Origin of the sequence: Leekyejoonella antrihumi, from assembly GCF_007845645.1 — a bacterium.
Classification (GTDB): Bacteria; Actinomycetota; Actinomycetes; order Actinomycetales; family Dermatophilaceae; genus Leekyejoonella; species Leekyejoonella antrihumi.
The window spans coordinates 13,593-31,710 of sequence record NZ_VCQV01000041.1 but is presented as its reverse complement, the minus strand read 5'-3'; the positions used below and the strand labels follow the sequence as shown (position 1 = coordinate 31,710).

General features: G+C 64.3%; 15 protein-coding genes. 6 read left to right on the top strand and 9 right to left on the bottom strand.

Going from position 1 to position 18,118, the window contains the following annotated elements; translation table 11 throughout:
- Positions 1-316: 316 nt before the first annotated feature.
- From FGL98_RS21235 to FGL98_RS21220, 5 genes are all read right to left on the bottom strand, one after another.
- Positions 317-1,033 (bottom strand): acyltransferase, encoded by a 717-nt coding sequence (locus tag FGL98_RS21235; RefSeq protein ID WP_222432318.1) that lies wholly within the window; start codon positions 1,031-1,033, stop codon positions 317-319.
- Positions 1,034-1,099: 66 nt separating this feature from the next.
- Positions 1,100-2,386 (bottom strand): O-antigen ligase family protein, encoded by a 1,287-nt coding sequence (locus FGL98_RS21230; RefSeq protein WP_146320274.1) that lies wholly within the window; start codon positions 2,384-2,386, stop codon positions 1,100-1,102.
- 26 nt (positions 2,387-2,412) lie between these two features.
- Positions 2,413-3,117, bottom strand: a complete 705-nt coding sequence (locus FGL98_RS27250; RefSeq protein ID WP_425461017.1) for a phosphotransferase — start codon at positions 3,115-3,117, stop codon at positions 2,413-2,415.
- A gap of 251 nt (positions 3,118-3,368) precedes the next feature.
- On the bottom strand, positions 3,369-4,277 hold the full coding sequence (locus FGL98_RS21225) for a sulfotransferase (protein ID WP_146320272.1): 909 nt from the start codon (positions 4,275-4,277) through the stop codon (positions 3,369-3,371).
- 87 nt (positions 4,278-4,364) lie between these two features.
- Entirely contained in the window at positions 4,365-5,315 is a 951-nt protein-coding gene (locus FGL98_RS21220; RefSeq protein ID WP_146320270.1) for a sulfite exporter TauE/SafE family protein, read from the bottom strand.
- A gap of 246 nt (positions 5,316-5,561) precedes the next feature.
- Between FGL98_RS21220 and cysD the strand changes: the two genes are divergently transcribed.
- The 3 genes from cysD (at position 5,562) to FGL98_RS21205 (ending at position 9,397) form a co-directional block, all read left to right on the top strand.
- Complete coding sequence (cysD, locus tag FGL98_RS21215) at positions 5,562-6,473, top strand: sulfate adenylyltransferase subunit CysD (RefSeq protein WP_146320268.1); 912 nt, start codon at positions 5,562-5,564, stop codon at positions 6,471-6,473.
- 20 nt (positions 6,474-6,493) lie between these two features.
- Complete coding sequence (locus FGL98_RS21210) at positions 6,494-7,738, top strand: sulfate adenylyltransferase subunit 1 (protein WP_146320266.1); 1,245 nt, start codon at positions 6,494-6,496, stop codon at positions 7,736-7,738.
- Positions 7,739-7,858: 120 nt separating this feature from the next.
- The gene (locus FGL98_RS21205; protein ID WP_342779991.1) at positions 7,859-9,397 is read left to right on the top strand and encodes a metallophosphoesterase; all 1,539 of its coding nucleotides are present in this window, start codon (positions 7,859-7,861) and stop codon (positions 9,395-9,397) included.
- Positions 9,398-9,427: 30 nt separating this feature from the next.
- Here the strand turns inward: FGL98_RS21205 and FGL98_RS21200 are convergent, their stop codons facing one another.
- The 4 genes from FGL98_RS21200 to FGL98_RS21190 form a co-directional block, all read right to left on the bottom strand.
- Positions 9,428-10,342, bottom strand: coding sequence for a hypothetical protein (locus tag FGL98_RS21200; RefSeq protein WP_146320261.1), 915 nt, complete (start codon positions 10,340-10,342; stop codon positions 9,428-9,430).
- A 747-nt stretch (positions 10,343-11,089) separates the two neighbouring features.
- Entirely contained in the window at positions 11,090-11,245 is a 156-nt protein-coding gene (locus FGL98_RS25555; protein ID WP_186526298.1) for a hypothetical protein, read from the bottom strand.
- Between the two features lie 47 nt (positions 11,246-11,292).
- The gene (locus FGL98_RS21195) at positions 11,293-11,547 is read right to left on the bottom strand and encodes a hypothetical protein (RefSeq protein ID WP_146320259.1); all 255 of its coding nucleotides are present in this window, start codon (positions 11,545-11,547) and stop codon (positions 11,293-11,295) included.
- 216 nt (positions 11,548-11,763) lie between these two features.
- Positions 11,764-12,336 (bottom strand): glycosyltransferase family 2 protein, encoded by a 573-nt coding sequence (locus FGL98_RS21190; protein WP_186526297.1) that lies wholly within the window; start codon positions 12,334-12,336, stop codon positions 11,764-11,766.
- Positions 12,337-12,623: 287 nt separating this feature from the next.
- Between FGL98_RS21190 and mfd the strand changes: the two genes are divergently transcribed.
- The 3 genes from mfd to FGL98_RS21175 are packed head-to-tail and all read left to right on the top strand — an operon-like array spanning position 12,624 to position 17,833.
- Positions 12,624-16,238, top strand: a complete 3,615-nt coding sequence (gene mfd, locus FGL98_RS21185; protein ID WP_146320255.1) for a transcription-repair coupling factor — start codon at positions 12,624-12,626, stop codon at positions 16,236-16,238.
- Between the two features lie 53 nt (positions 16,239-16,291).
- Positions 16,292-16,840 carry a hypothetical protein gene (locus tag FGL98_RS21180; RefSeq protein WP_146320253.1) on the top strand — a complete coding sequence of 183 codons (549 nt, stop codon included), beginning with the start codon at positions 16,292-16,294 and terminating at the stop codon, positions 16,838-16,840.
- A 24-nt stretch (positions 16,841-16,864) separates the two neighbouring features.
- Complete coding sequence (locus tag FGL98_RS21175) at positions 16,865-17,833, top strand: nucleoside triphosphate pyrophosphohydrolase (protein ID WP_146320251.1); 969 nt, start codon at positions 16,865-16,867, stop codon at positions 17,831-17,833.
- The last annotated feature ends 285 nt before the right edge of the window (positions 17,834-18,118 follow it).

The following is an 18,118-nucleotide window of genomic DNA, read 5'->3' as shown; positions in this document are numbered from 1 at the left end:
CTGGTGCACATGCTTGTTGTCACCGGCGAGTCAGATTACCCACCGACCCCCATATTGTGCTACCAAACGCGTCGACGCACCCCCTGATGCTCGCATTATTGGCCGGGCGTCGGCACCCGGCAAGATCAGCCCTCTTGCGCCGGCGAACTGAGCCTCGGGACCGTTCACCGGACGTCTCAGCATGAGGACGTCCTGAGCGTGTGCCCGACATCACCTTAGCCTTGTCCAACCGAGTGCGCGATGTTCATCAAGTAGTGCTCCCGGCGGGACGATCGTGCGGGTATGACCTACGTGACGACAGCGTGGTTGATGCTTCCTAGTGAGATTGAGGGGGCCCCTCATTGCGATCCTTTGGTCGGATGCGTGAACCGATCTCCTTCGCTGGCACGCCGCCGTAGATAGTCATCGACCGATACTCTCCCGCGATCACCACACTGCCCGCCGCGATGACGCAGCCATCACCAATGTGAGCTCCATCAAGGATGGTGGCCTTAGCTCCGATCCAGCAGTCCCTCCCGACGCTAATGCCGAGACGCGTCACGCCTTGCAGTCGAATAGGCTTCTCGAGATCTGAAATCTGATGATTCTCCGAATGGAAACTCACAAAGTTTCCGATGATGGAATCATCGCCGATTTCGATGCCTCCAGCGGCGCCGTACAGACAGTCGGTGCCGAGCCCAACGTTTTCACCGACAGTCATGCCTTTTCCGATATTTTGAATTGTTCCAGTGCACTCTATTCGAGTATTTCGTCCGACCGAAGAGTTGGACCCCAATTTTACTCCATTTGTCGACAACGCATCGATGTAGCATTTGGGGCCAATGGAGACGCCACTTCCGAAGTGAATCTTGCTTCGCTCTTTAATGGTGACGCCAGATGCAATAAACGGCTTCGAATCTCTGCCAGGGAATGCAATGGTGCCGCGTAGTTTCATGCCCCCCCTTGCGGTGGCTAGCGTGAGAATATATCCGGGGCTCGCATTGCTATCAATGCGATAGTCGTTACCTTTGATCTGGGTGGCATGTTTACTCATGACGCGGATCATTCTGGCATTCAGGGCCTCGGTGAGACTACCTCCACGGATCATAGAATTCACGTCCTAACGGGTGCCATTTAGTTCGGCCGGGGCGGCGCTAGCGGCATTTCTGTCGGGTTGCATAGGACTCTGGGTGAGACGAATATGCTCCGGGGGCTTGGTCCTAGGTCGAATTTCGCAGGTCAACGCCGGTATGAGCATAACGACGAAAAGGACGAATGACCCGATCAGCCCTGTCTCCAGGGCACTTCGAATGATTGCGTTGACCACAAGGGCGATCATGAGGCCGCGGGTGGCGCGCGGTGCACGAAAGGATGCAGTCAAGCAGGTGAATGACCACAACGCGAGAAGGGCGACACCCACGACCCCGGCTTGTATGTAGGCGGATACCCAACTACTGTCGACTACCTGCTGATTCCACCACTGGCCAGTAACCGAGACCGTAGTCACGTTAAGGCCGCCGCCGAACCAATGTGACCAGAAATCTGTTGGTGCACTGAAGGCTGCCGACCACGCAATGGTGCGGGAGCTGAGCGTCATTACGTGCCCGTCTCCGTTTCTGCCGACGTAGCCCGCGATGACACCCGTAAATCCGACAATCCATAGCAACACAGGCATGCAGAAAATTATAGAGAGCATTCCACCGAGTGGAAGCCGCCGTGCGTACATCAGAACAATGACGATTCCAATGATCAAACCGACGAGGCCGGTCCGTGATCCTGTCAGCCAGGTGGTTGCGAACAGCACTACGAGGAGTGCGTATTCCACCAGTCGTGCTTGAGCCTGCAGCATCCGCCATACTAGCCAAATTACGAGTGGACTGATCATCAGAGAGATCTGATTGGGGTTGATCGGCAATATGCCGCCGTAGAGCCGCCCAGTAGCGCCGACTTTACCAAGTCCGCTGAGCCCGCAAAACATTCCGACCCCGGCTAGGACCATAATTCCACTGGTTAGGGCCACGTCATGGGGGTAAGACACCATAAGTAGCGCAACGGTCGCCACGATGAGAAGAATGCGTATGCCGAGGATGGCGGATGTGACGGGCGAGCCCGCCGCCCATCCGCCGAGACAGGCAAACAGCACGAAAGCAAACACGATTGCGAGGGTTCGCGGACCGAGCGCTGCATATAAGCGACCGGGCAGGGCACGTCCGAGGGCGAGAACCAATGCGACAATCTGAAGAACGGCCTTAACCGCCACCGTGGGGTCTACCCCGCCAGAGTAATAGGTCTGGCTACGCCAGGGAAGTAGAGCGAGTACCACCAATATCCAGGCGATGACGAGGCGCAATCGTCCATTGGAGCGCCCTGCTTGGACGCTTTGACGGTTTGCGATTGCACGGACCATGAGGGGCCGCTCCTCCCGAGTCATCATCACGTCTGGTCTCCCGCGACGGATTCGCTAGGTCGTGTGTTCGGAGCACGGTCAAGGCCTGCAAGCATGCGACGCGCCGTGGCGGCGTCGGCGGGATCGGTGGTGGGGTCGTCGCGACGTGCGGTCGCTATTTCCCGGCAGTATGCGACGCCCGACCGTGGAAGGTCGTCTGGCATGGTGCATTGCCGGGTGGCGTAGGAGGTCGCCCAGAAGTGGGAGCGATCGAAGCCAACTGGTGCAGGCCCGACGTCCTCCCAGTCGAACAACCAGATTTGGCCCCTGCGGTCCCGACGTAGGTTCCACGGAGTCATGTCGTTGTGCGCCGGCACTGCTGTCCCCGTCGTGGAGACCACGGGCTGGAGCGCGTCGCGGATCTCATCGAAGAGTGCGCTGGGGGCGTCGAAGACGGGACGGTGTGGAGCGTCGAAGACCGCCGCTTGTGCGCTCCACGCGCCGCCGTGGTGTAGCCATGCCATTCCGAGTGGCTGTGGCACCTGGAAGTAGCGCCTTCCTGCCGCCGTCGCCGCCTCGAGGGCGCGCTGCTCCGTTTCCAGCGTTCGTCCGTCGCCACGGACCTTGACAACCGCGACTGGGCGGCCATGTTGTGTCAACAGTAGTGTGAGCCCGTCACGACTTGTCTGTCGCCGTTGATAGATCGCGTACGCGTCGAACGCGCCAAGAGCTGTTCTCCACTGCTCGAGCATGTCCTCCCACAGGTCGGGCTCAAATGGTGGAGACCATGGCCGCGATCGACCCGGGAGGGCGCGCACCCCTACTCGCCTGGTCAGTGTGAAGGCAGCTTGCTGGGCCCGCACGATGGCAGGACGGGAGGCTGTAAATAACGATATTCCGAGTGCCGCTGCACGCCGGTCGCCGAACGGCAGGAGGATGACGGGTCTTCCAGCCGGAAAGCCCTTCATCAGTTCCCCGGAGCCAGCGTGGTTCTCGCGCACTATCAGGACCACTCGAAGTCTCTCCCGGTGAGAGCCGCGAGTGCAGCGTTGGGCCCCGCAAAGAGCCCATCCAGTCGCATTCTCACGCTGTCGGGTAGTGGCGCACCTTGCGCGGCGTTGCGGACAATGCCGGTTGAACTCGCTCGAGGTGGAAGTCCGAGGAAGGTGTCAACCTGCCCAAGAACGGCTGCAGGATCTGCGTAGTAGTCCTCGCTTGCGGCAACGAAGACCCGTTCGTGGCCGAACCGATCGAACCACGGTCGGAGCGCATCTGCATACAGACTTTGTGTGACATAGCTCTGTTGCTCCCAGGCATAACTTGTGTAGCCCGGCTCTGCAAGGAGACGGTCGCGTTCACCGGCGAGACGACTTGGCTCGGCCTCAAGCGCATCCAGGAAATCGAGTGGTTCCGCATGCCCGCGGCGCCGCTCCTTCCAGTGGCTATACGTACGAAGTACCGGGTCTCGTAGCAGCACGATTATTCGGGCATCGGGCACGGATCGGTGAGCGCGCTCAGCGGCCGCGGGATGGAAGAGATAGTAGGGGGAGGCCTCACCGGCGACCGGGCGGACACCGTGACGCCGACGGTGCGCCTCTCGACTGATCTCGGTCGGCATGTAGGAGCGGTACCAGCGTTCTCCTTGGGTGAAGTTGCTGTCGAAGTAGTGGACACCTTTGGTCGCTTCGCGTTTGACCAGTGGCAGTGGCGGCGGGTAGAGGCGCATCACATCGGGGTGATCCAGCAGGTCAAAATAGAATGAGGTGGTCCCGCCGCGCTTGGTGCCGATGATCAGGAAGTCCGGCGGCGGTCGGAGGGCACTGGTCGCCACTCCGACTTGGCGCGTGATGGTTTTCAGCGACTCACGACCCGCGCTACCGAACGCGCGAGTCCTCTCCCCAGCGAGTGTCATTCTCGTGAGGCTAGCAACAGATTGCACGGCGGGAGTCCTTCATGTAGAGATGTTCACGATGTATACGGGTTGCGCAATATCTCGGCACTAGTGAAGCACCTGCGCATGTGCGTCCACCGGGTCGGCGTGACGGATGCGAGGGACAAGGGCAGGAAACCCATAGTGTCGGCGGACCAGCATCCAGATGATCGGAGCGACGAGCGCGGCGGCTCCGAGAGCGATGACCGTGATGAGATTGTCGACCTCAAACGTCTTGAGCGCGGACGCCAGCAGCACAAACGCCAGAGCCCTGCGGACAAGGCCGCTTGGGAGCCGCGACGATAGATGCGCACCGACATAGGTGCCGGGGAGGCCTCCGATGATCAGCGGCAGTGTGACGGCCATCGTGACGCTGCCGAACAGGAGGTGGCCGAGAGCGGCGGAGGCCACCAGCGGCACCGATTGCACAAGATCGGTGCCGACCAATTCGTTGGCCCGAAGGCCGGGGTAGAGGGCCATCAGCGCGATAATCATCAGGGATCCGGAGCCAACGGAAGTCATGCCGACCACGACACCACCGACCGCTCCTACAAGGACAGTCGGCAGTGGGCGGACCAGGACCCGTGGTTGACCGGCTGGCAGAGGGGGCGCAACACCGTCACGGACTCGAGCGTGCTCCAGCAGTCGAAGTAGTGCTCGAACGATCAGGCCGATCGCCGCCACCAGAAGTGCGCACGCAAGGGCCAGTTGGACGACATGCTGGACCTGGGAGCCATTGCCAAAGGCCCGAGCGATGAGCACGCCGGCGAATCCGGCCGGGATTGAACCAACGCACAGCCACCCGACCAGACGCAGGTTGACCGTGCCACGACGCAGGTGCACCCACGATCCCAGCGGCTTCATGACCGCGCCCGAGACGAGGTCGCTTGAGACCGCCGCAAGGGGCGGAACGTTGAAGAAGAGCACGAGCATTGGCGTCATCAGCGCACCCCCACCCATGCCGGTGAGGCCAACGACGATTCCGATGCCGAACGAAGCCAGCGTGAGTGCCCAGTTCAAGGTCGTGCCTGATTCACGTTGCGCCCTCCCACGGTGCCGCACGGATCGCTAACTGCATCATGGATCAAACAGCACGCGAGCGATTGGTTATTGCGGGCAGTTTCCTTGTTCGAAACAGCGATCTGCAAGCGGGATCGGACGCGGACGAGGTGCCCGGCGTTCGGGGCGGCGCAATAAGTCGACGGATCGCTTGGCCAGAGGCTAACGTCACAAGTAACCGATGCCACCAGGGAGGGCGCGTTCGCCATGTCCACGCACGCCGATTACCGGTTGACTCAGCTCGACCAGCTTGAAGCCGAGTCGATCCATATTTTTCGTGAGGTTGCGGCCGAGTTGGAGCGGCCGGTGTTGATGTGTTCGGGGGGTAAGGACTCGATTGTGATGTTGCGGTTGGCGGAGAAGGCGTTTCATCCGGCGAAGTTGCCGTTCCCGGTGTTGCAGGTGGATACGAGTTTCGACTTTCCTGAGGTGCTGGTGGCTCGGGACAACTGGGTGGACCGGTTGGGTGCCCGGCTGGTGGTGGCGTCGGTGGACGAGGCCATCAGGAACGGCGTGGTGGTCGATGATGGTAAGACGAGCCGGAACCGGTTGCAGATCGGCACGTTGTTGCACGCGATCGAGGAGGGCGGGTTCACGGCGGCGTTTGGGGGTGGTCGCCGGGATGAGGAGAAGGCTCGGGCGAAGGAGCGGATTTATTCGCATCGGGATGAGTTCGGGCAGTGGGATCCGAAGAATCAGCGCCCGGAGTTGTGGTCGTTGTATAACGGGCGGTTGCATGCGGGGGAGCACATGCGGGTGTTCCCGTTGTCGAACTGGACCGAGCTGGATATCTGGCACTACATCGCCCGGGAGCGGATCGAGATCCCGTCGATCTATTTCGCACATGAGCGGAAGGTGATCGCGCGGGATGGGATGTTGTTGTCGGCGTCGGACGCGGTGCAGCCTCGGGCGGGGGAGATGGTCGAGGAGCGGACGGTGCGGTTCCGCACGGTGGGGGACATGACCCTGACGGGGTGTGTGGAGTCGCAGGCGGACACGTTGGAGAAGATCATCGATGAGATCGCGGTCGCTCGGGTGACCGAGCGGGGCGCGACCCGCGGGGACGACCGGTTCTCGGAGGCCGCGATGGAGGACCGGAAGAAAGAGGGCTACTTCTGATGGCGCGTGTGGGAGCGGACATGGATCTGTTGCGGTTCGCGACGGCGGGGTCGGTCGATGATGGCAAGTCGACGCTGATCGGGCGGTTGCTGCTGGACTCGAAGTCGATCTTTGAGGACCAGTTGGCGTCGGTGGAGGCGACGAGCGCGTCGAAGGGGTATGACTACACGGACCTGGCGTTGCTGACCGATGGGTTGCGGTCCGAGCGGGAGCAGGGCATCACGATCGATGTGGCGTACCGGTATTTCGCGACGCCGAAGCGGAAGTTCATCATTGCGGACACGCCGGGGCATGTGCAGTACACCCGGAACATGGTCACCGGTGCGTCGACGGCGGATCTGGGTTTGGTGTTGGTCGATGCGCGGCATGGGTTGACGGAGCAGTCGCGCCGGCATGCGGTGTTGTTGTCTTTGTTGCGGGTGCCGCACTTGGTGTTGGCGGTCAACAAGATGGATCTGGTCGATTATGACCAGGCGGTCTTTGAGCGGATTGTTGCGGAGTTCACCGCGTTTGCGTCGAAGTTGAACATTCCGGACCTGCTGGTGGTCCCGATCTCCGCGCTCAAGGGTGACAATGTGGTGGCCCGGTCGGAGGCGATGGGGTGGTATGAGGGCCCGTCGCTGTTGCATCACTTGGAGCATGTGCACATTGCGTCGGATCGTGAGTTGCGGGATGTGCGGTTCCCGGTGCAGTGCGTGATCCGGCCGAAGTCGGATGAGCATCATGACTACCGCGGGTATGCGGGCCAGGTTGCGGGTGGGGTGCTCAAGCCGGGTGATGAGGTGATGGTCCTGCCGAGTGGGATGACCTCCACGGTGGCGGGTATTGACCTGTTCGATGAGCAGCTGGGTGAGGCGTATGCGCCGATGTCGGTGGTGGTGCGCCTGACCGATGATGTGGATGTCTCTCGTGGGGACATGATCTGCCGGAGCAAGAACGTGCCGACCCAGACCCAGGACGTGGACGCGATGGTCTGCTGGATGACCACCGCGCCGTTGCGGGCCGGGCAGAAGTTGGCGATCAAGCACACGACTCGCACGGCGCGCACGATCGTCAAGGATGTGCAGTACCGGTTGGACGTCAACACCCTGCACCGGGACCTGGGCGCCGACCAGCTCGGCCTGAACGAGATCGGCCGGGTCCAGCTGCGGGTGACCCAGCCCCTGCTGGTCGACCCCTACGAACGCAACCGCACCACCGGCTCCTTTATCCTGATCGACGAAGCCACCGGCAACACTGTCGGCGCCGGCATGATCAACGGTTGATCCCCGCCTCGCACGTTCGGCCTGTGCTGAATGGATAATGAAGTTCCTTGGGTTCTCTAGGAGACGGAGTCTGGCGTGATCACGCCATATGGTGACCTGCCCGACCGGCTCGCGCGTGGCATGTACATGCAGGAGCAGCATGAATGGCTACACGCCGAGGTCAGTCGCCGGAGCCTTGTGACCGGCGCTGCTCTCGGAGCCTCGGCTGTGCTCTCGCCGACTCTGTGGCAGCAGAGCAGTACGACGCGAGATCCTGGGATACGTGGCCGGCACATCACCTATGGCAGTGATCCGACGACGTCCCTCATCATTGAATTTGCGACGGCGATGCCAATTCGCACCGCGGCTGTCCGGCTGATCGCGGCCAATCGCGAGCAGGTTACGGCGGAACCGGCACGCATTCGCACTGTGCGAGGTTCGAGCCGCAGGTACTGTCGCGCGGACTTCACCGGGCTTCAACCGGACACTGCTTACACCTACGAGATTGCCGTCGATGGTCGCACGATTGGATCTGGCCGCGCGGAGACCGCATTCGCCGATCGCAGGACCTTCAGGTTTACGGCCTTCGGGGACCAGGGGACCGGACGACGACCACGAGGTGTGCTTGCGCGACTGGAGCAGTTGGCGCCGAGCTTGCATCTCATGTGTGGTGATCTCTGTTACGCGGACAGTTCGGGACAAGGGGGGCCAGGCGACGTCTTCAAGCCCCACTTGTGGGACTCCTGGCTCGCGCAGAACGATCCTGCCGCCTCACACATCCCCTGGCTGAGTGTCCCGGGAAACCACGAGATGGAGCCGGGCTTCACCACCCATGGCTACGCCGGGTATCTCACCAGGGTCGCGCCAGGCGGGGCAAGCCCACTCGAGATACCGGTCGCGAGCGCATTTCGAGTGGGCTCGGTCGGGTTCGTTGGGCTCGACAGCAACGATGTCTCGTATGAGATCCCTGCCAACAGAGGTTGGACCCGCGGAGCTCAGACACGGTGGCTGGGTCAGACCCTCGCTCGGTACCGAGCGGAGGGGTCGGGGATCGACCAGGTTGTAGTGTTCATGCATCATGCGCCATACAGCACGAACAACACCCACGCGAGCGAGGGCGGCGTGATCGAAGCATGGGTGCCGCTCTTCGACAAGTACACAGTCGACCTGGTGATCTCGGGGCATAACCATTGCTACGAGCGGGTGAAACCGTTGCGCGGGGGCAAGGTCGTCGGCGATGGCGCGGGTGTGGTCGACAGCCTCACCGGAACGACCTACATCACTGCAGGTGGAGGCGGCGAGGGGGGAGAGGCTCGGTTCATACCCATACCCGGAAAGACGCGGATTGCGTATGCCGGCGGCCGCGAGGTCGTGAATGAGGACTGGTCCCTGCCATCCAAGACCGCTACCCCGTCGGTGCTGACGGTCGATGTTACGCCGGCCTCATCCAGCACGGCAGCCACGCTCGACGTTCGTGCGATTGCTGCGGACGGTCACCAACTCGATGGGGTGCGCCTCGTCCGGGGCACCCCATCGGTTGGTTCGGGCTCAGACACTCCATGGCTCATCGGTGGTGGCGCCGCCGCTGTGGGTGTCGGTGGCGCCGCGGCGCTCTGGGTGGCACGGCATCAGCGAGGTGACCCGTCACGTACACATGACAGCGTCCCGCCCAGCTCCTGACCACAAGGTTCTGGTTATCCGACGCGCGGCCTATAGGCCGGCGACGCGGAACGGATAGGCTGAACCGTTCGCTCGCGTGATGTGGATGTCAGAGACCAGCTGCGGGCTGCCGGGCGAGGTCTGAATCGAGAAGTCGCCCGGCCAGGGTCCTGCGTCGATCGTCGGATTGCGGATGTCGAAGCGAATGCTCGAGGGCTGCTTGCCGGCTTGCAGGTGAAAGCGGCGGTTGTGTGTGCCGTAGTCGATGATGAAGGTGCAGTCGTTGAACTGGAAGTGGCCGCTCGACTGTTCGACATTCACCCCTGGGGAATACGGTGCGCCCTGTGCGACGTTCGTGTGGATCAGGTTGGTCGCAATAGCGTCATTTACCTTCCAGAAGGTTGGCATACCGACATACGTGTGGTGGCAGTATGCGTCCGCGACCTGCACATCTGACTGCGCATTCCACATCATCGGAGAGGTGCCTACCGACAGGCCGCTCTGGTCGCGGCAGTCGATCTCACAGTTGTAAACCCGCATTCCGGAGCCCTTGTATCCAGTGATGGCACCTGCCTCACCCGGCGGCACTGCTAGCCACCCCCGATGTGCGCCGCGGAAGTAGATGCGTTCCCACGTCGCTCCGGTCCCGGTCATCCGAGTCGCGTTGTAGCCGACACCACCGAAGTCGCGGCCATACATCGTGAAGTTGCCCAGGTACGCGCTCGCCGCCCGGCACTCGATCATCTTTTCCTGCATGCCCTGGGTGTAGGTCTGACGACCCCGACCGAACGCTGAAGCCGATGGTTGGACGACTGCGCCCGGACCAAGTCCGACTAGGCCCCTCTGCAGGTAGGCCATCGAATGGAAGTTGCGGCTGGTCATCTGGAAGCCACGGCTGGAGTCCACCTCATACGGCTGTTCGTCCTCGGGTAGGACGAGAACGTCGTTCGGGCGGAGCGTGGCCACCGCTTCCTGGATGGTCGTGTGCGATGCGCGGGACCAGTGCCAACGCACCGGATTTGCGTCCGATGGAAAGTGCGGCAGCTCCCTGGGGTCTGAGATCGACAGCGGGCGGTAGGGACTTGTCGACGCTGGTGGTGCCGGTGGCGGCAACACCGGTGAGACCGGCGACAAGCCCTGGCCGGGGAGACGGGGTGGATTCACACGCTGCGCAGCGAACGCTGGGGCCGTGACTGCGCCGGAGGCGGCGAGAGCACCGGCCAGAGTCAAAAATTGGCGTCGTGTCGTGATGGGCGAGCGCACGATGCGTACCTTTCCTTGCTGGTCATCCTCCCTTTTTGGATGTCGAGCAGGGGAAACGTACAACACAGTATTGAATTATTGCAAGGCAGGATTTAGAACGCAATAAGTGGGGATCGCGACCAGTTTGCCTGTCATTCCGGCGTTTTTGGCCCTGAAAGGCCGACGAGCAAAACGGCGGAGAAATTTTCTGACTAGGCACTCTTGACGTACTGGCAGCGCTGGTGGTAGGAGTTCATCGCGTGGCAAAGTTCGCGATAGAGGCATCTCACAGGCGTGGCCAGCACTTGCTGATCGACGTGATGGCGACGCTCAGAGTAACGCACCAGTGCTCACCGACAGGGTCTAAGCCGTCACCGTTTCGGCATGCGGTCGGCTCGCCCACCCGGACGCCAAGGGACTCGGCGGCCTGGCGCCGGTTATCGGAAGGGGCGTTGTGGCCCTGTGCAGTCGTCAGTCCTTCAGCCTCCGCGGCAGCAGCCGGGTGAGCGCGGTCCCTGCCGCGACAAGCGTGAAGGCTCCTACGGTGAGCCAGGCGTCATGATTTCCTCCGGTCAAGGAGAGTGTCACTCCGGCGGTCGTAATTCCAGTGACGGCATGGGTATACATCAGGCTGTTCCTTGTGTGAGTCAGAGGTAAGGCGAACGTTGTTCGGGTCAGCTCAGGCTGGGGGCTGTGACGTGACGCCAGTCGGCGTCGGCGCGACGCAGCGACTTCGATAGTGCTCTGATGACTGCGACCTGCAGGAACGCGTCATAGAGCAGTTCCGGCACGAAGAGCGCGGCGAGCAGCACGCCCGTGCGCGTCGAGTGACGTGCTGTCACAACCCGTTCCACCCAGAACAGCGCGCCCACGGCAAGCCACCACGGGTGGATTGTGAAGGTGCCGGTCGCGACTGAAAGGGCGGTCATCATGGCGTAGAGCCATTGGGGCGAGCGCGCCGATCCCGAGCGTCAGCTGTTGGCCCCAGTAGCGACGGGTGGCGCGCGTCAGGCCATACGCGCACAGGTTGTCAATTGCCCCGCGATACCATCGGATTCGCTGTTTCATGAGGTCGGCCGGAGTCGGCATCACCTCGGTCGAAACACTGCAGATGCGTGGCGAGGCAAGCCGCTGGCCGAGGGACTTCAGCGCCAGGGTGAGCTCGTTGTCCTCGGTGATGGCATGTCGGTCGTAGACGTCTCCGGCGGTCCCGGAAGGTCGCTGCCTCGCGCAATCGCAACTTTGCGGAGAGCGCCGACTCGAAACGCGGCGGCGGTCCCGGTGAGGACCATGACCCGGCCGGTGCGTGACAGCTCAGGCGAGTAGCGAACGTATTCGTTGGCCTGAAAGTGCTCGAGCAGGTTCTGGGGTGAGTTCGCCACAAAGACTCCACCTACGGCGTCGACGCCGGCGCGGATGCGTTCGAGCGCAACGCGGGCAAAGTCACACCCCAGCACCGAGTCTGCGTCCTGGACGAGAATGAGGTCGTTGTCGTCTAGGTCGGGCAGCAGCCTCGCCAGCGCCTGGTTGAGCGCGCCGGCCTTCTTGTCGGTGTTGCCGACGCTCTGCCACACCTCGGCACCCGCAGCCCGTGCCGCTTCGTCGGTCTCATCGGTGCAGTTGTCGGACACGACGATCACGCGCTCTGGCGGCACGCTCTGCTGCAAGAGCCCCGCCACGGCGGCGCCAATCCTCTCGGCCTCATTGCGTGCCGGCAAGACGGCGATCATGACGCCCAAGCCCCCTGCAGCTGCCCAGCGACTCCGCATAGATCTGTCCCCTTTCGGACCACGATGAGCACGTTTCCCCCGGGGCCCTCGGCCATGTCGGACCTCGCGCTCTAGACCGTAGACAGCGCGGGAGCGAAGGGGGAAAGGTATTTGCCTGAGTAGGCGGCCGCTGAACGGGGGAACGATCCACCGACCCGGGCCGGTTACGCTGGAAGTCCCCTTGGTCGCCAGATCGAGGGCATTTGTGCTGTCCAGATCTCAAGGAGGCAGGGCCTGTGAGCCTTGATCCACTGCTCGACGTGCTCGCGGCCGACCCTGCGGTGCGGCAGGTGCTGTCGCACGTCGGCGTGGCCGAGGTGGTCGATGTGGCTGCCGCACCGGGCACGCGGGCGCCGTTGATCGGCCTGCTCGCGGGCGAGCGGTCCGGGGGCAAGCAGGTGCCCGTCCTCGCGGTCACGGCCACCGGCCGGGAGGCCGACGATCTGGCCGCCGCGTTGCGCGGATTTCTCCCTGCGGACCGGATTGCCGAGTTCCCCAGCTGGGAGACCCTGCCGCACGAGCGGCTCAGCCCGCGCAGCGACACGGTAGGTCGCCGGTTGGCGGTGCTGCGTCGGCTCGCCCACCCGGATGCGGGCGACTCGGCCTACGGCCCGGTTGACGTGGTGGTGGCCAGCGTGCGCGCCGTGCTGCAACCCATCGCCAAGGGGCTCGGCGACTTGGCGCCGGTGGCCCTGCGGGCGGGCGACGACGCCGACCTGGAAAGCGTCGTCGAGGCGCTGAGCGCTGCGGCCTACACCCGCACCGACATGGTCGAGCGCCGCGGCGAGTTCGCCGTGCGCGGAGGCATTCTCGACGTCTTTCCGCCGACCCAGGAGCACCCGCTGCGCGTCGAGTTCTGGGGCGACACGGTCGAGGAGGTGCGCTGGTTCAAGGTTGCCGACCAGCGCAGCCTCGAGGTCGCCGAGCACGGGCTGTGGGCACCACCCTGTCGTGAGCTGCTGCTCACCGACGCGGTCCGGGAACGTGCCAGGGTGCTCGCCGATCAGCTGCCCGGTGTCTCCGAGATGCTGCACCGGGTGTCCGAGGGCATCGCGGTCGAAGGGATGGAGTCCCTGTCGCCAATGCTGTTGGGGGTTTCGACAGGCTCAACCAGCGGGGGGATGGAATCGTTACTCGACGTGTTGCGTGAGCAGACCCATGTCGTGCTGTGCGACCCCGAGCGGGTGCGCACCCGCGCGCATGACCTGGTCGCCACCAGCGCGGAGTTCCTGGAGGCCAGCTGGTCCAACGCCGCGGCCGGCAACCAGGTGCCGATCGACCTGCCGGGGATCCTCGGCACGGCGTCCTACTGGAGTCTCGCCGAGCTGCGTGACCATGCAGTGAAGCTCGGGCGCCCCTGGTGGTCACTCTCATCGTTCGCCAGTGACGAGGAGCTGCAGGAGTTCTCCCTGGACGAGCTACCGGGGGAGCGGATCACGATCCGCACCAAGGACGTCCCCGAATACCGCAGCGACACCGAGTCCGCCGTCGCCGACCTCAAGTCGTGGGTGCAGGACGGCCAGCGGGTGCTCGTCATCACCGAGGGACCCGGCCTGGCCAGGCGGGTAGGCGAGGTGCTGCGCGACAACGACATCCCGGTCCGCGACCTGGACGACCTGACCAAGGGGATGGTCGAAATGGCGACCGGCGTGCTCGGTCGCGGATTCGCCCTGCCCTCAAGTGACCTGGTCGTGCTCACCGAGACCGACCTAACCGGTTCCACCGGCCAGGGTGGCTCCACGAAGGACATGCGGCGGATGCCGTCGCGGCGCCGCAACATGGTCGACCCCCTGCAGCTGCGACCCGGCGACTTCGTCGTGCACGAGCAGCACGGAGTCGGCAAGTTCGTCGAGATGGTCCAGCGGACCGTCGCCGGCGCCACCCGCGAGTACCTCGTCCTGGAGTACGCCGCGTCGAAGCGCGGCCAGCCCGGCGACCGGCTCTTCGTGCCGACCGACCAGCTGGACCAGATCACTCGCTATGTCGGCGGCGAACTGCCCACGCTCAACAAGATGGGCGGATCCGACTGGCAGACAACGAAGTCGCGGGCTCGCCGACACGTCCGACAGATTGCGGGCGAGCTCATCCAGCTCTACAGCGCACGGATGGCCACCGCCGGCCACCCGTTCGCCCCCGACACCCCATGGCAGCGCGAGCTCGAGGACGCGTTCGCCTACGTCGAGACACCCGACCAGCTGTCCAGCATCGACGAGGTCAAGGCCGACATGGAGAAGCCGGTCCCCATGGACCGGCTCGTCTGTGGCGACGTCGGCTACGGCAAGACCGAGATCGCGGTCCGTGCCGCCTTCAAGGCAATTCAGGACGGCAAGCAAGTTGCCGTGCTCGTCCCGACCACGCTGCTGGTCAAGCAACACTTCCAGACCTTCAGCGAGCGGTATGCCGGATTCCCCGTCACGGTCCGGGCACTGTCCCGCTTCCAGACCGACCGTGAGGCCCGAGAGACCCTCGAAGGCCTGAGGAGCGGTGCCATCGACCTGGTCATCGGCACCCACCGCATCCTCAGCGGCGAGGTGAAGTTCAAGGACCTCGGGCTGGTGGTCGTCGATGAGGAGCAGCGCTTCGGCGTCGAGCACAAGGAGCAGCTCAAGCAGCTGCGCACGGCCGTCGACGTCCTGGCGATGTCCGCGACCCCGATCCCGCGCACGCTGGAGATGGCCGTGACCGGCATACGCGAGATGTCGACGCTCGCAACGCCGCCCGAAGAACGGCATCCCGTGCTCACCTTTGTCGGAGCCTACGACGAGAAGCAGATCTCGGCAGCGATTCGGCGCGAGCTCATGCGCGAGGGGCAGGTCTTCTACGTGCACAACAAGGTGCGCACGATCGAGAAGGCAGCCGCGCGCATCCGCGAGCTCGTCCCGGATGCGCGCGTCACCACGGCGCACGGCAAGATGCCTCAGCACCGGCTCGAGGACGTCGTCGTCGATTTCTGGGAGCGCCGCTCCGACGTCCTGGTCTGCACGACCATCATCGAGACCGGCCTGGACATCTCCAACGCCAACACGCTCATCGTCGAGCGTGCGGACATGATGGGACTGTCCCAGCTGCACCAGCTGCGAGGGCGCGTCGGCCGTGGCCGCGAGCGGGCCTACTCCTACTTTCTCTTCCCGCCGGAGAAGCCGCTGACCGAGACGGCACACGATCGGCTGCAGACGATTGCCAGCCATACCGACCTCGGCTCCGGCATGCAGGTCGCGATGAAGGACCTGGAGATCCGTGGCGCGGGCAACATGCTCGGCGGGGAGCAGTCCGGGCACATCGCCGGGGTGGGCTTCGACCTGTATGTGCGCATGGTCGGTGAGGCCGTCGCGGACTTCCGGGGCGATGAGGAAACCGGCCCGTCGGAGGTCAAGATCGAGCTGCCGGTCGATGCGCACCTGCCGCACGAGTACGTGCCGGGCGAGCGGCTGCGGCTCGAGGCTTACAAGAAGCTGGCGACCGTCGAGGACGAGGCGGCACTCACCGAGATCGTCGCCGAACTGCGGGACAGGTATGGCGAGCCCCCGGAGCCGGTGCAGCACCTGTTCGAGGTGGCCCGGCTGCGCACCGTGGCGCGCAGCGCCGGCATCTCCGACGTGGCCGTGCAGGGCAAGTATGTGCGCTTCGGCCCGGTCGAGCTGCGGGAGAGCCAGGCGCTGCGCATCCAGCGCATCTACAAGGGCACCAATATCAAGGCCGCCCAGAAGGTCGTGCTGGTGCCCGCGCCCAAGACGGCACCCGTCGGCGGCCGGCCGCTGCGAAACAGCGAGGTGCTGGAGTGGGCGCAGCAACTGATCCGATCGGTGCTGCTGGATGAGATCGGCGCCGCGGCGCAGGCCGCCTCGAGCTGATCAGTGACTGCTGGCATGATGTGACCGCGTATGCCGTGACGAGAGGAACCGTAGTGAAGTCGAGCTCGAATGCCCGTCGGTCGATGCGACTGACCGCCGTGGCGGGCGCCGCGGCCATTGCCGTGTCGTTGTCCGCCTGCGGCACCAGCGGGCTGATGCATTCGGGTGACACCGCCGGCAGCTTTGACGGCACCACCGTCACGACCACGCAGGTGCAGTCCGCGGTCAAGCAGATCGGCACGGTCTCGCAGGGGTTCGACGGCGAGTCGGCCACGGCCTTCATGCTGCTGCTGCCGAAGCTCGAGCAGATCGGTCAGAAGTACGGCATTGCGGTCTCCGAGGCGCAGGTGCGCGCGATGTTCCCCGCCTCGATGGATCTGTCCAGTGCGACAGTCACGACGGCGCGCGGCAGCGTGCTCTTCACCAAGCTGGCTCAAAATGCTCAGGCCCAGCCGGCCGTCGCGAAGCTCCTCAAGACCGCCGACGTGCAGCTCAACCCCCGGTATGGCCAGTGGGTCAAGGGCAAGGGCCCGACGCAGGATCTCGCGCCCTGGATCAAGTCCGCCACGAAGTCCACCGCCACTGCCACCCCCAAGAGCTGACGAAGTCCTGGACCGGAGTCGTCCGTGCGGCACACCCTGACGTTGCTGACCACGAGCCCGCGGGTCGCAGCCGGCGTGCTCACGCGTGATGCGTGGACGGCGCTGTCCGCGGCAGATGTGGTGTACGCCGGCGACGTCGAGGACCCGCAGTCGGCGGCGATCGCCCAGTCCGGCATGTCGGTCGTCGCGGAGGACAGTCCGACGCCGGGGCAGCGTGCCCAATCGCTCGTGGCGGCCGCCGGCGATGGCGACGTCGTATGGATCGGGTCGCCGGACGGCGACCCCGGCCTCACCGATGCGCTCGCGGGGGAGCTGACCCGGCTCGAGGAGCCGCCCGAGGTGGAGGTCCTCGTCGGGTCGTGGGATCGGCCGGGCGCCCGTCTGCTGGACGCGGCGGCGGTCGTTGACGCGCTGCGCTCACCGGGCGGGTGTCCTTGGGATGCGGCGCAGACACACGAGTCCCTGGTGAAGTACCTCCTGGAGGAGGCGCACGAAGCCGTCGAGGCGATCGAGAGCGGCGACCGCGAGCACCTGCTCGAAGAGCTCGGCGACGTGCTGTTCCAGGTGCTCTTCCATGCGCGGATCGCGGCGGAGGACATGGGTGACCCCTTCGACATCGACGATGTGGCAGCGGGCCTGGTGGCCAAGCTGCTGCGTCGGCACCCGCACGTCTTCGGGGACGGCGACGCATCGACGCCTGAGGAGGTCGAGGCAGCCTGGGAGCAGATCAAGGCCCGGGAGAAGCCGGACCGGGCCAAGGTCGAGAACCCGCTGCTCGCAGGCATACCCGCCAGCCTGTCGACCCTGCTGATGGCCGAGAAGGTCCTCGCCCGCCTGGAGCGGACCGGCGCGCCGACCCCAGTGGAGCCGGAGGGCGGCGGCGACCTTGGCCATCGCCTGCTTTGCCTCGTCGCCGAGGGCAGATCGGCCGGCGAGTCCGCCGATACGGCACTTCGCCGACGGCTCCGGCAGCTGTCCGACCCGACCCCGTAGCCCGAGCACGCGAACCGTGCGGCCGGCCCGCGCTATGGCAGTTGCCAGTTGTCCGGGTTGCGTTGCTGCCGGCGCGACTCCGACATACGATTGCCACGTATCGGTAGCCCCAGACCCCGGCAGCCTTTCTGGTTCATCACCCGTGACCGGAGGTTCATGGTGGGCAGTCGTGCGTGGCAAGAAATCATCGGGGATCTGAGCGAGCGGCAGCAGCGGCGACTCTCAGCCGTCCTCGCCTCTGAGAGTGCCAGTCGGCTGAGTCAGGCTGAGCTGCGCGATCTTTGT